At 51.4% G+C, this 14,087-nt stretch carries 7 protein-coding genes; 2 read left to right on the forward strand and 5 right to left on the reverse strand.

Annotated features, from left to right (window positions below; translation table 11 throughout):
* Positions 1 to 238 precede the first annotated feature (238 nt).
* The gene (locus tag MKY12_RS25475) at positions 239 to 5,353 is read right to left on the reverse strand and encodes a WIAG-tail domain (protein WP_339311419.1); all 5,115 of its coding nucleotides are present in this window, start codon (positions 5,351 to 5,353) and stop codon (positions 239 to 241) included.
* A gap of 220 nt (positions 5,354 to 5,573) precedes the next feature.
* Here MKY12_RS25475 and MKY12_RS25480 point away from each other — a divergent pair, with 220 nt between their 5' ends.
* The gene (locus MKY12_RS25480) at positions 5,574 to 6,671 is read left to right on the forward strand and encodes a YheC/YheD family protein (protein WP_209875988.1); all 1,098 of its coding nucleotides are present in this window, start codon (positions 5,574 to 5,576) and stop codon (positions 6,669 to 6,671) included.
* Between the two features lie 90 nt (positions 6,672 to 6,761).
* Positions 6,762 to 7,553 carry an archaetidylserine decarboxylase gene (gene asd, locus MKY12_RS25485; RefSeq protein ID WP_339250837.1) on the forward strand — a complete coding sequence of 264 codons (792 nt, stop codon included), beginning with the start codon at positions 6,762 to 6,764 and terminating at the stop codon, positions 7,551 to 7,553.
* 173 nt (positions 7,554 to 7,726) lie between these two features.
* Here the strand turns inward: asd and MKY12_RS25490 are convergent, their stop codons facing one another.
* Genes MKY12_RS25490 through MKY12_RS25505 form a run of 4 tightly spaced genes read right to left on the reverse strand, consistent with a single transcriptional unit; the run spans position 7,727 to position 14,087 of the window.
* Positions 7,727 to 8,233: a DUF2569 domain-containing protein gene (locus MKY12_RS25490; protein ID WP_339250839.1), complete on the reverse strand. Its 507-nt coding sequence runs from the start codon at positions 8,231 to 8,233 to the stop codon at positions 7,727 to 7,729.
* A 2-nt stretch (positions 8,234 to 8,235) separates the two neighbouring features.
* Positions 8,236 to 8,979: a DsbA family protein gene (locus MKY12_RS25495; RefSeq protein WP_339250841.1), complete on the reverse strand. Its 744-nt coding sequence runs from the start codon at positions 8,977 to 8,979 to the stop codon at positions 8,236 to 8,238.
* 58 nt (positions 8,980 to 9,037) lie between these two features.
* Complete coding sequence (locus MKY12_RS25500) at positions 9,038 to 13,246, reverse strand: fibronectin type III domain-containing protein (RefSeq protein ID WP_339311421.1); 4,209 nt, start codon at positions 13,244 to 13,246, stop codon at positions 9,038 to 9,040.
* Between the two features lie 19 nt (positions 13,247 to 13,265).
* On the reverse strand, positions 13,266 to 14,087 hold the full coding sequence (locus tag MKY12_RS25505; protein WP_339250845.1) for a DUF1629 domain-containing protein: 822 nt from the start codon (positions 14,085 to 14,087) through the stop codon (positions 13,266 to 13,268).

The raw sequence follows: 14,087 nt of genomic DNA on the forward strand, positions 1-14,087 counted from the left end.
ATGCCGCTATGCGCCTCCACCCGGCAATAGGCCACCACAGGAGAGCGCTTACAGGAGGAGGAACACTTCCGATCATCAGCAACAGGAGTATATTAAAGCAGCTACGACACTTCTCCCGGCCTCCCTGCTTGTACAATTAGCAGAAATGAATAGCGTGAAGCCTATAAATGCTGGCGTAATCATGCACAAAAGGCGCAACCCACGGCTGCGCCTCATGTACAATCTATTCTGCCCTCAATCAATCAAAAGCACGATGCTCCACAGCAGGTTTGACCAGCGGAGTACCGAGCGCAATCCACGACAGCACGCCATAGAAATGCTGGGTCTCGCGCAGCCGTACCACCTCAATCGTCGCTCCTCCGCCCGTTCTGTTCTTAAGCGAGGCATGGAAGTACGGCTGGTTAGCCATGGCAACCAGCACATAGCCGGTATGGCCGAAGCTCTCGTCAAAAGAAACCGTCACCTCCACACTCTCCGCCTCACCATTGAACATGAACGCCGTCATCCCGAACTGCTGCAAAACCTCGCGGTTCCCGACACTCTGCACCGGATGGAAGGACAGATGCTCCGCATTGACTGATCCGGGCGCCAGATGATCCCCGTTCACTGCACCCTGAGCAATATGATGGCTCTGGATACTGTCTTCTTCCAGATGCCGGGACTGGACGGCAAAGGGAGCGATTTTGGCAGCCTTCACCGCCTCATCCTGCAGTTCAGTGCTTCCTACCGCACCTTCAGCCAGATGGCCGGTGCCGACGCTGTGAATCGCAAGCTTCGCTCCGTTCACACTATGGTCCGGGAGCAGCTCGGAGGTCAGCGCATCCCCGGCCAGATGCTCGAGGCCTATACTACCAGGACGGATATGGCGTCCGTCAACGATTCCGGGAGCCAGATGGCCTCCGTAAATGCTGCCCGGAGCCAGATGATTAGGCCCCACCGCTCCTGGCGCCAGCTTGCTGCTGTCTATACTGCCCTCACCCAGCAGCTCGGAGGTCAGCGTGTTCTCGGCCAGATGCTCACGCCGGATGCTGCCCGTGCGGAGATGGCTGCTATCCACTGAATCAGGCGCCAGATGATCTCCGTTCACTACACCCTGAGCAATATGATGACTCTGGATGCTGTCTTCTTCCAGATGCCGGGACTGGACGGCAAAGGAAGCGATTTTGGAAGCCTTCACCGCCTCGTCCTGCAGCTCAGTGCTGCCTACCGCACCTTCAGCCAGATGCCCGGTGCCGACGCTGTGAATCGCAAGCTTCGCTCCGGTAACACTATGGTCCGGGAGCAGCTCGGAGGTCAGCGCATCCCCGGCCAGATGCTCGAGGCCTATACTACCAGAACGGATATGACGTCCGTCAACGATTCCGGGAGCCAGATGGCCTCCGTAGATACTGCCCGGAGCCAGATGATTAGAGCCCACCGCTCCTGGTGCCAGCTTACTGCCGTCTATGCTGCCCTCACCCAGCAGCTCGGAGGTCAGCGTATTCTCGGCCAGATGCTCACGCTGGATGCTGCCCGCGCGGAGATGGCTGCTATCCACTGAATCAGGCGCCAGATGATCCCCGCTCACCGCATTCTGAACAATGTGGTAGCTCTGCACGCTGTCTTCTTCCAGATGCCGGGACTGAATGGCAAAGGAAGAGATTTTAGAACCATCCACCGCCTCATCCTGAAGCTCTGAGCTTCCCACTGCCCCTTCCGCCAGATGCCTGGTTCCAATGCTGTGAGGAGCAACCTTCCCCCCTGTAATACTGTCATCCTGCAAAAGCTCAGAGGTCCGGGCATCCTGGGCCAGATGCTCCAGGCCGATGCTGCCGGGACGGATATGACAGCTATCCACGGCTTCAGGCGCCAGGTGACCTCCGTAGATGCTGCCGGAAGCCAAATGGATAGAGCCCACAGAACCTGCGGCCAGCTTGCTTCCACTAATACTGCCATCCGGCAGCAGCTCCGCACTTCTAGTTTCCTCCGCGAGATGCGCCAGCCGGATAATTCCCGGCCCCAAATGGCGATCCCGGATTACTCCGCCTGCAAGATGTTCTGCGTTCACGCTCTGCGGCTGGAGATGCTGCGAACCCACTGCGCCTTCAACCAGCTTGCTTCCACCTATACTGCCATCCGGCAGCAGCTCTGCACTTCTGGTTTCCTCCGCGAGATGCGCCAGCCGGATAATTCCTGAGCCCAAGTGATGCTCCTGGATAGCTCTACCGGCAAGATGCTCTGCGTCCACGCTCTGCGGCTGAAGATGCTGCGAATCCACTGCGCCTTCGGCCAGCTTGCTTCCACCTATACTGCCATCCGGCAGCAGGTCCGCACTCTTCGTCTCCTCAGCCAGATGCGCCAGCCGGATAATCCCTGAGCCCAAATGACGCTCCTGAATTACTCTGTCTGCAAGATGCTCTGCGTCCACGCTCTGCGGCTGGAGATGCTGCGAATCCACTGCGCCTTCAGCCAGCTTGCTTCCACCTATACTGCCATCCGGCAGCAGCTCCGCACTCCTCGTTTCCTCAGCCAAATGCGTCAGCCGGATAATCCCCGCCCCGAGATGACGCTCCTGAATTACTCCGCCAGCAAGATGCTCTGCGTCCACACTCTGCGGCTGGAGATGCTGCGAATCCACTGCGCCTTCAGCCAGCTTGCTTCCGCCTATGCAGCCATCCGGCAGCAGGTCCGCGCCCCGCGTATCGGAAGCCAGATGACTGAGCTGAATGCTGCCGGCGCGGATATGCCGGCTGCTTACTGCATCCGCAGCCAGGTGGCCGCCATACACACTGCCTGCAGCCAAATGGAAGGCCCCTACCACACCTGCCCCCAGCTTGCTGCCTGCGATGCTGCCATCCGGCAGAAGATCCGCGCTGCGCGTCTCTTTGGCCAGATGGGCCAGCGTAATCTCTCCGGCACCGATATGCCGGGCTTCCACCGCTGCCTGCGCCAAATGAACGGCCTGAACACTCGCTCCAGCCAAGTGAACCGACTCTACAGCACCCGCTGCCAGCTTCTCTGCGCCAATGCTTCCGTCGGGCAGCAGGTCCGCACTGCGGACCTCATCTGCCAGATGCGCCAGGCTAATGCCACCATCCGCGAGATGCCGCCCTTCCACTGAAGCCTCAGCCAGCTCGCTTCCGCCTACACTGCCAGGAGTGAGATGACGGGAAGCTATCGCCCCCTCGGCCAGCTTAGTGCCGCTGATGCTGCCATCCTGAATCTGGATCGATGAGACAGAGCTTGGAATAAGATGTCCGTTGCCGATCGACATCGGCCGGATATGTGCTCCGCCCACGCTGCCAGCCGCCAAATGTCTGCCTTGCACAGACGTATCCTTAAGCGAATCCGGGCCGACCGCGCCTGCCGACAGATGCTCAGTCTGCACTGCTGAGGCTGCCAGCTTCTCCGCGCTTACACTGCCGTCCGCCAGCTTAATTGAAGTGACGGTCAGATCACCGAGTTTATCCGTTGAGACACTCTCCGGCGATAGCTTCAGCGAAGTGACGGCATAGTCGGCCAAATGATGCGGCTGTACAATCGCAGCAGTGAGATGGGCCTCCTTGACGGCACCGGAGGACAGCTTATCTGCCGTTACCGAACCGGATTGCAGCGCGGATGAAGTCACACTGCTGTCTCCCAAATGCCGGCGTTCGATGGCGCCGGATGCCAGATGACTGGCGTCTACAGCCTCCTCCTGCAGCACCCGCCCGCTGATGCTGCCATCCGCCAGGTGCTTCTCCTCCACGGCGCAGACCGCAATATGCTCACCGCTGACCGCTTCTTTTGCCAGAATCGTACTCCCGACCGCGCCCATGGCCAGCTTGGCGGTAATGATGCTGCCGTCCGCCAGCTTGGCTGCGGTAATACTCTGGGGGCTAATATGCTCTCCTGTAACGGATTCATACCCCAGTTGTTCTTCCGTAACTGCCCCTTTGGCCAGATGGCCGGTCAGGACGGATTGCTCCTGCAGCTGGGCAGAGCCTACAGATTCTGCAGCCAGATGAGAATTATCCACAGCTTCGCGCTGCAGATGAGCCGAAGTGACAGCCTGCGCGGCAATCTGCGCACTGCGCACGGCAGATTTCGCAATATGGCGCGTCATCACGGCTTCGTCAGCCAGCTTATGAGCGAGAATGCTCTGATCCGCAATTTTGGAAGAGGTGACCGCCTGCTCTATCAGCTGTGCAGTTCCTACCGCGCCGTCCGCCAGCTTCACAAAAGAAATGCTGCGGTCCGCCAGATGACGGCTGCCAACTTCACCTTCGGCAATATGGTCGGCATGGATGCTCTCCGGGTTAATGTGCTGGCTGCGGATAGCTTTCGCCGCGATCTGCCGGGACCCGGTTGCCCCATCTGCGAGATGCCCGCTCTCAATAATACCGGGCTGAAGCTGCTCCTTGCCGATCAGGCGCGCCGCCAGCTGTTCCCGTCCAATGGCACCCGGGGCCAGATGCCTCGCGGTAATGACGCCTTCCCCCACATGACGGCTCTCGATCACTGCATCACCCAGCTTGACACCGCTGATCTCGCCATCGGCGATTTTGTCGGCGGACACCGCTTCGTCAGCAAGCTTAGAGCGGTCAATACTGCCGTTACTGAGATGGCGGCTGTCAATACTGCTGCTGAGAATCTTCTCACCAGTCACTGCCCCATCATCCAGCAGCTCCGCTGTGATAATGAACTCACTGAGATGCCGGCTGCTGATGGCACCATCGGCAATATGTCCTCCGCTGATCATCCGGTCTGCCAGCTTCTCCGGACCGACGCTGCCATCCTTCAGCTTCTCGCCGCCGATGGAGTGATCCAGCAGCTTGCCCCCGCTGACACTGCTCTCCGCCAGATGCTCACCGGTAACGGACTCCGGCGCTATCTTCGAGGAGGTAACCGCCCGGTCCGCAAGGTTGATGCTCTGCACTGCATAGTCCTGCAGCCAGGGTGTGCCGATGATGCCATGCTTTAGCCTGGACCCGTCAATGGTCCGTGGAGCAATCTTGGCACCGGTGACGGCGCCATCGGACAGATCATCGGTGTATACGGGCTGCAGGCGTTCTTTTTCCGGCGGAGCTGTTACCTCCGCTTCTAGCAGGGCAGCAGGGCCTTCCTGCTGGCGCCCCTCTTCCGTCACCGTTCCCTGATTCCCCTCCGGTGCAGGCACAGTCTGCTGGAGCGGTGCGGTCACTTCCAGCATCTCCACCCCGCTCACCTGCAGGGCAAGGTCTTCCCCCTCTGCCACTTCCACCCATTCCAATTCCTGGTTCTGTTGTGTTTTGGGACTGCTGTCCAACATGCTAAGTTCAGTCGTATCGGGATTATCCACGTAATAGAGCGGTCTTTTGGAACTTCGCTGCTGTTTTCGTTTGGGACTCTTCACAAGCAGTCTCCTCCTTCCATCTATTGTATCTTCTAGGCATCATATGCAGCAGCATGGGCGGATGACACCCTTCCCCTAGCCGGTAATCCAATCTTCTCCTTTCAAAAAAGGGCATCTGCCGCCGCGCATCCGTCCAACCCTTACGGGCACGTACATACATACAATGACAGGAGACATAAAAACAGCCGGGAAGTACTTCAAGATAACAGGAGGAACGAACATGGGGCAAAAGCTCGTTGGGATACTGCTAAATGCCGCTATGCACGGGGGCGTTCCCCGGTTAAAAACCGGACAGGAATCTCTGGCCAACTATGAAGAGGCCGCTGCTGCATACGGATTAACCCCTTGCTTTGTGAAGCTGTCCGACATCGACGTAGCGTCCGGCTTCAGCAGTGTCTATATGAAGAAAGGTCTGCAAGGCTACCGCAGACAAATCGTCCCTACGCCGGAGGTCATCCACAACCGGGCAATCTATGATCCCCGCAGCACTGGAGTCGAGCGCCTGCTCCGGCAGGGAATTCAGGTCTATAACAGCTGCAACCGCTACGGCAAGGATCAGATTCACGGCCTGCTGGAGCGCAGCCGCGAACTGCAAGCTTATCTGCCGGTCACTGCAAGCGGACTCTCCGGCCTGAGGGAGATGATGAACCGCTACCCGGATCTGATCCTCAAGCCTTGCCGGGGCAGCGTGGGTAACGGCGTGATGCGGCTCACCCGCAGCGGCGAAGGGCGCTGGCTCTGGAGCTACTCTCTCTCTGGCTCAAGACGCAAGGTTAGCAGATCCGTTAACCCGGACGCCCTTCCCCGCGTCCTCCGCGCCCGGCTCTCTTCTGTGCCCTATCTGGTCCAGGAACGGATTCCGCTGGCCGAGATTAACGGACGCCCCTTTGACCTGCGTGTTACGGTACAGCGGGGCTGGGGCGGAGCGTGGCAGGTCACCGGCCTGTTCGCCAAGCTCGCCGCTCCAGGTGGCTTTGTATCGAACATTGCCAGAGGAGGCGAAGCCCTGAAATCCTCTTTTGCCCTGGAGCAGGCATTCCCTGGAGAAGAGGCGGCCAGAATCCGTATGTCCGTCCTCTCACTCAGTCTCGCCCTCGCCCGTGAGCTGGAGAAGAGTCTGCCGGGGCTGGCCGATATCGGTCTGGACATCGGTGTCACGAAGCACGGACAGCTGTATTTCATTGAATGCAACGGGCGCGACCAGCGTTACGGCTTCCAGAAGGCCGGACTGCGCGGGGTATGGAAAGACAGCTACCGCCAGCCTATGGGCTATGCCAGATATCTGTACGAAGAAGCATTAAGAATGAACTCTTATTGATTTGTCTCCTATTCTATGTCAATATAATGCAGAGCGGGTGGAGTCCCTTGGCACAGGATAACACTGCTGCATGATGGAAGGGAGATGGGCATGGTTAAACAATTGCTGCGGCTGATGACCGAGCTATCCTCGCACAGATGGCTTTCCAGGTTGATGGGGGCTTTATCCCACAGCAGACTCAGCCGCCTTATGATTCCGGTATTTATTCGTTCCTATCAGATTCCTGCCGCCGAGGCGGAGAAGGCTGCCGGAGAATACCGTACACTGAATGAATTCTTCAGCCGCCGCCTGAAGCCGGGGATGCGCCCGGTGGCCAGCGGTGAGCATGCCGTAGCCAGTCCTGTAGACGCGATGATTACGGCAATGGGCGAAATCAACTGCGGCACGATAATGAATGTGAAGGGGCAGGATTATACGCTGGAGGATTTGCTTAATCACTCGCCACACCTCGAACTGTACAAGAAAGGCTATTATTTCGTCCTCTACTTAAGCCCTACCGATTATCACCGGATTCACTCCCCGTTAACCGGACAGCTGAGGGAGAGCGATTATATCCGCGGACGGGCTTACCCCGTGAATGATTTCGGCATGCGCCATATGAAGAGTGTCCTGAGCCGTAACGAACGGCTGATTACTTATATAGCCGGCAGCTATGGCGAGACCGCCGTGGTCAAGGTAGGCGCAATGAATGTGAGCAGTATCCGCTATACTGATGAGACGGCCAAAGAATGGCAGCGCGGCGACGACCTGGCATATTTCGAATTCGGTTCCACGGTAGTCCTGCTGATGGAGAGCGGCACCTTCACCCCGCGCCCCGGGCTGGCCCCGGATACGAAGGTGAAGATGGGCGAGCTGCTGGGAGAGATGCGGCGGCCGGTCTAGTTCTGCCGGACCTGATCCTGCACGAACGTCACAACTGATAATAGGACAGGATTACACTTTCCGCACAGCACAAAACCCGACTAAGGACACGAATTCGTGTACCTTGGACGGGTTTTTTTGAACTCTAAATGAAGCTTCCGGGTTAGCGCATAGGTTGCGTTCGTCAGGCTTTTTTACCGGATAAAGGTGTATCTTACGCGCTCCGATTTCCGGAAGTAGGCTGTCCATATCACACAGGTGAATAACGCTCTAATCAGATCACGCATACTGCTTCCATCCTCCAGCTCACTGGCAACAGGAATATTCATCACGAGCACATAATCAACGATCCCGATCAGCAGGTTGACGGAATAGAGGATAATCATCATACGCGGCAGGAGTGCCTTTTTTTGATAAAACAAAATCAAAGTAAAAACAGTAAGCAACAGCAGCACTCCGTTCGCAGCCGCTTCAAATATAATCACCGGCGCCCAGAGCGGATGGTACATTTCCCCTTGCGGGGATGCCAGAATCCCCCAATACTCCTGGCTAAAGCTGGGAATATTGTAGTTCAACAGCTGATACGATACTTGAATTAATGTTGCGATTAATCCGATCTGCACCAGCACCAGCCAGCCTCCGAGACCTGATGGCCGTAGCGGTGGATATACATGTGGTTCTTTTTCAACCTCTGTTTCCAACTTTATTCCCCCGATATGACTTTCAATTGTTTATTAATGGCATTAGCCAAACCTTCATAAGATGAATCAGGCAATAATTCTCCGTTTACCATAAATTGCGGTGTACCATTAACTCCATAGTGACCTGCGGTTTTGTAATCCTCCTTTACATCAAGCATATAGGTATGGCTCTTTAAGTCTTTTTCAAACAAATCATAATCAATATCCTTCATATTTTCCTTCACTAAATCAAGCAAAAAAGACTCTGTCGCCCATATCTTGCTTTCATCCCCTTGGTGTTTGTACAGAATGTCATAAAACTCCCAGAACTTATTGTTATCCTGCTTAGCAATCGCTTCCCCCGCACTCGCGGCTAGAATAGAGTCACGGTCTATGAAAGCGTAGTTGATGAAAAAAAACTCAGCTTTTGCTGTGTCTATGAACTCACTTATGAATCGTTGCATATTCTTATCTTTCCATTTTTTGCAGGCCGGGCATTTAAAATCAGCAAATTCAACAACCTTTACTTTTGCCTTGGAGTCACCGAGATGAGGCTGTTTTTCATACTTCAGCCCTTCCGTCTGATATTCACCTTTAATTTGAGTATAGTTAGGCATTTCTTCCACTGAATAGGACTGGCCTGATGTATGATCTATGGCTACAATCGATATTAATCCAATCAAAATGACTGCAAAAATAGCAGAAGCCATGAGTATTGATCTGTTTATCTTTGAACCTTTTCTTTGTTTCTTCACATTATTTGACAAACTGATTTTGCTCCTTTTGAAGGACCTTCATAATCTGAAGGTCCTTCTCATGTAGTTGTTAAGGAGATACAGGCATACTTGGGTTCGAGACATTTCCCGCCTCATCTACAGCAATAACCGTAATTGAGATAACCTCATTTTCAGGAAGCTGTAATTCAATTCCTTCATGTGCAGTAGTTTTTAGCACAAGTTTTTCGTTAATGAATACCCAGTATTCTTTGACACCCTTGTTATCTTTCGATTCTTCCCATTGCAAAGTAGCTGCACTTGAATTCTTCGTAATCCCCACATGTGTAGGAGCAGTAGGTGCAATGAGGTCTGGCATTACAAACCCTTCAGGGAATTTTATGTTCTTATAAAGACTCTGTCCGGCCTCTCCGCTTACAATTAAATCTTTTGTCACAAGCGTACTGCTGCTTATAGTCTTGAGAGAAGTAGTTTGACTTGGTGTTAACCCCAAAACAGTTACCGGAACTCTGGAATTGCTGGAGCTTCCATTCCCAAGCTCTCCGCTACTGTTGCCCCCCCAAGTCTTCACTACATTTCCATCAATCGCTGCATTATGACTAACACCCGCGTCTATGTCTTTAATATTAGTTAAAGCGGAAACAGTAATAGGAGAAGATGTAGGACTAGTGCTGTTATTGCCTAACTGTCCAGAAGCATTATAGCCCCAACTGTAGAGAGCCGAATCCTTCTTTGCAATGCTATGGTACATACCCGCAGAAATTTGCGTAATTCCGCTAATAGAAGTTACATTTACAGGGTTGGAACGGTCCGTATAAGTCCTATCCCCAAGTTGCCCATACGAATTACTTCCCCAGGCCCAGACGGTTCCATCTGTCTTTAGAGCAAGCGCATGGTAGAACCCTGCTGAAAGACTGCTCACATTGACCAATGAATTCACTTTTACTGGAATCATTGAATCTGTTGTAGAACCGTTTCCTAATTGTCCGTTCATATTCATTCCCCATGCCCAGACACTGCCGTCATTCTTAAGAGCCAAACTGTAGAACATACCTGCACTTATAGCTTTCACTCCGCTTAGTGAAGGGATCTTTGTTGGAGCATATTTATTCCCTGTAGTTCCAAGTCCTAATTCACCATAATAATTCGATCCCCATGCCCACACCGTTCCGTCACTCTTCAGCGCCAGAGAGTGGGTTTGACCTGCCGAAATGCCTGTAACAGAGTTGAAGTTTTCAATTTTAGTAGGCTTATACTGCTGATAGGCAACAGGCTGGTATCCAAGTTGCCCCAAAGAGTTATCCCCCCAGCCCCATACGGAACCATCACTTTTAAGGGCTAATCCGTAAGACCCGCCGGCAGAGACTGCAGTTATTGAGGTAAGGTTCACAGTCTGGATCGCCTTATTAGACGAAGTTGCTGTCCCATTCCCTAATTGCCCTTGGTAGTTATTCCCCCATGCCCAGACAGAACCGTCACTCTTCAAGGCATAGGTTTGATCGGATCCTGCCGAGACCGCCATTGGTGCGGAAGCCTCCATCGTTACCGAAACCTCATTGCTTGCAGCCGAAATATTGTTAGCATAGTCCCTTGCCTTAACCGAAAAGGTATATGTTGTTCCAGGTGCAAGACCTGTAGCCGTGTACCCGGTTACCGAATCAATGGAGTTCCCGTCAACAGGGAGTGCCTGAATCAGATTTGTTCCGCGATAAACCAGATACTCTTTAATGCCATGGTTATCGGAAGCCTCATTCCAGGAAAGTACAGCTGTTGTTGCTGTTTTACCAGTTGTCGTCAAATGGAGCGCAGCGGGAACCACAGTGTCCACCGGATAATCTATCCCGCTTACCAAGGTACGAGTACGCTGCAAAATCATATTTCCTGTTCCCAATTGGCTATCACCATTAACTCCCCATGCCCACAGTGAGCCGTCCATTTTAACAGCAAAGCTGTAAAACTCAGCAGCCTCAATATCGGCAATTCCATCCAAGTGCGCAGCTCGAACAGGTACTAGTCTATTTTGTACAACTGTACCATCTCCCAATTCACCATGAGCATTGTCACCCCAGCTCCAGACCTTACCTTCACCCGTTAACGCGAGATTATGGGCATAAGAGGAAGATATTTTGATAATATTGCTCAGATTCTGAACCTTGGCCGGGACCGGGGCATCATAAGTTGATCCGTTGCCTAGCTGTCCATATGCGTTGAAGCCCCAGGTCCATACGGTTCCATCCTTCTTTAGAGCCGCCCCATGCATATAAGAGAAATCAATTTGAATAATATTTTCCAGCCCCTGAACCTGCAAAGGAGTAAGCTGCTTATATTCAGCAGTTGGGAGATATCCAAGAATCCCCCTGGAGCCATCCCCCCAGATCCACACTGTGCCATCTTCTTTCAATGCCATAGTGTTGTAATATCCGCCAGCAATTGAGACAACCGAGTACAACCCGCTGACTTGCACAGGAGTAGCTGAACTATTGATCGTTCCAATGCCCAGTTGTCCAAAACCGTTATTCCCCCAGGTCCAGACCGTTCCATCCTCTTTCAGGGCCACGAAGTGTCCGAGGCCAGAGGAGATAGATACGATATGATCAAGTCCGGTTACAGGCTGCAAGGATAAATTATTACCGTAACTACTTTGTCCCCAGGTCCACACACTCCCATCGGCACATAGCCCAATATTTTGTGTCAATCCGGAGGAGATCATAGAGAAACTATCGAGTGCCGAGATTCTTGTCGCAATATTGCGGGTTGTGAGGGTTCCATCTCCCAATTGTCCCTTATTGTTAAGCCCCCAGCCCCAGACCTGTCCCTTATTATTCAGGGCAAAGTTATGATCACGGTATCCCGATACCGCAATACTGCTGGTGAAGAAAACCAGTGGAATAGTTTCTTCGGAAACGTTTCCGGCATTGTCTATAGTTACTACAGTAATTGAATATTTCTCATTCGGACGAAGATTTTCCAGCTTAATCTGCTGATTCTTGGTGATTCCAAGCAATTCTTCTCCATTTAAAATTTCATATTCGTTCACTCCTGATAGGCTATCCGAACCTGCTGACCAGCGAATCAGGGCTGAAGTTCCAAACTGATTAATTTTAAAAATATTCGCAGGTGCAACCGGCGGAGTTAAATCGATCTTAACAGTGCCTTCTGCAATTGCACTTAGATTTCCCGCCATGTCAATCGTCCGGGCATACACCTTGGTAAGTCCCTCGCTACGGACAGGAAATGAATTAACATATTCAATCCACTCCGTAGCCGTACCTACTTTATAATCGTAGCCTCGAACTTGACTTTCAGCATCTGTACCACCATCCAGATTGATATAGACTGGTTCATTAGTCCAATCGGAAGTACTAAGACCAATTAATGGCACAGTAGGAGCTGTTTCATCAAACTGCAATGTATGTTCGGCTATCACACTGCTGTTTCCGGCATAGTCCAGTGTCCGGGCATATATATTCATCAGTCCATTCCCGCTTACTTCTACAGGTTGGGAATAATCAAGCCACTGACCAGAATTTCCTACACGATACTGTGATTTTAAAGTACCGCTCTGACTGTCAACACCATCCGTTATAGTAACGGTGAACGAAGAGTTACTCCACACATCCGGACTAATATTGAAGTCAGGAGAAGACGGTGGCTCCTTATCCACACTGATCTTCGTTTTTTTTGCTTTTTCCACGTTCCCGTCAACATCCGTTGAACGGTAGTAGATGATTGTACTAGGCCCTTCCACAGTAAAAGGAGTGGTGTACTTATTCCATGTCTGTCCCGCATTGAAACTATACTCAGAATATTGTATTCCTGAATGCGCATCGGTTGCATTAAGAGAAACTGTAACATTGCTGTTGTAATAAGAATTTTGTCCTAACGTTCCATTCACTGAAACAGATGTCTCTGGAGGGAAATTATCTTTTTTTATGGTGAAGGAAACTTCTTTAGGTGCTTCATTATTGTTATTTAGTCCAATGGACTGATAAAGAATATGGTATACTTTTTTATCTGAGAAAGATATCGGTTGACTGTAGGTTAGCCAAGATCCTCCATCATCCAAACTATAGCGGGTTGAAGAAACGCCAGAGCCCGGATTCTGAATGGTGAGCCCAAGTTCTACTGTCCCGTAATAAATGCCATTAACATTTAGACTGCCTTTGAGTTGATGTACGGTTACAGGAACACCCTCAGCGGCTGCCGCCGAAAGTGTTCCTGTTCCAATACCGGGGATAAGAAGTGTAAAAACAAGAATTAAACTTATGATAAATGTAAAAGGCCGCTTTAATGAGTACATTTCATTCCTCCGAACTCTATTATTTAATATCGTACTTTTCTACTTCGTGCCATTGTAACAGCATCAACACTGGAGGAATATAAATCGGCTGTCCCCAGTCATACACCAAAGCTGGAGTCAGATCTGCTATCCACAATTCCCCATTCTCATCTAGTTGCATTCTCCATTTTCCGCTGGCAACCGCTTTTCCCTGCTCCATAAGAATACGAGCCTCATCATAAGAAAACTCAGTCCCTTTGCTGTGCTCAATAGAATCAAGAGCTGCTTGATAATTCTGTTTCTGTTCTTCTTCTTTTTCTGCAGTAAAAGCTGAATCGTAAACCTCCGAGAAATCCAAGCCCTTAAGGCCGTGGAGTTCTACAAGGTCTTTAAATGCTTCAGTTACGAAAACTTGGACGACAGCTGTTTCCTTGATTTTAAACATATAGGTTTTTTCAGGTATTTTTGAAAAGTCAAAAACAAATTTAATAAATCGTGCAAAGTTTCCTTTCCCAGTAAGCTTAATTTCTGAGCGGTTATAGTCAACACAATCGATGACATTGGTGATGTTAAGCATAAACAAGTTTAATTCAGGATGAGCTAAAGGAAGAATTTCAACTTCTTCCGCAAGAATTGGAAATAAAATATCCTTTACCTTCTCTGATACAATTGGTTGTCCAGATAAGTATCTTGGAAAATCATTGTATTTCCTTTTATTATTAGTGTACAAGAGCGGTGGCGTCCACATCGGCATTTTAGATTGCCCTTTAAATTTCAACTCTATAGGATGCTCTGCACTCACAGACTTGTCCAGCATTAAATCACTGGAATCTTCAATGGATCTTAAACTATATACTCTCAT

The sequence above is a fragment of the Paenibacillus sp. FSL M7-0896 genome (assembly GCF_037975415.1).
GTDB classification, from domain to species: Bacteria; Bacillota; Bacilli; order Paenibacillales; family Paenibacillaceae; genus Paenibacillus_AQ; species Paenibacillus_AQ silagei.

What these genes read in the sequence shown, in the direction of transcription:
- MKY12_RS25480 (WP_209875988.1), top strand. Translation starts at nt 5,574, where the DNA reads ATGGGGCAAAAGCTCGTTGGGATACTGCTAAATGCCGCTATGCACGGG.
- asd (WP_339250837.1), top strand. Translation starts at nt 6,762, where the DNA reads ATGGTTAAACAATTGCTGCGGCTGATGACCGAGCTATCCTCGCACAGA.
- MKY12_RS25500 (WP_339311421.1), bottom strand. Translation starts at nt 13,246, where the DNA reads ATGTACTCATTAAAGCGGCCTTTTACATTTATCATAAGTTTAATTCTT.
- MKY12_RS25505 (WP_339250845.1), bottom strand. Translation starts at nt 14,087, where the DNA reads ATGAGAGTATATAGTTTAAGATCCATTGAAGATTCCAGTGATTTAATG.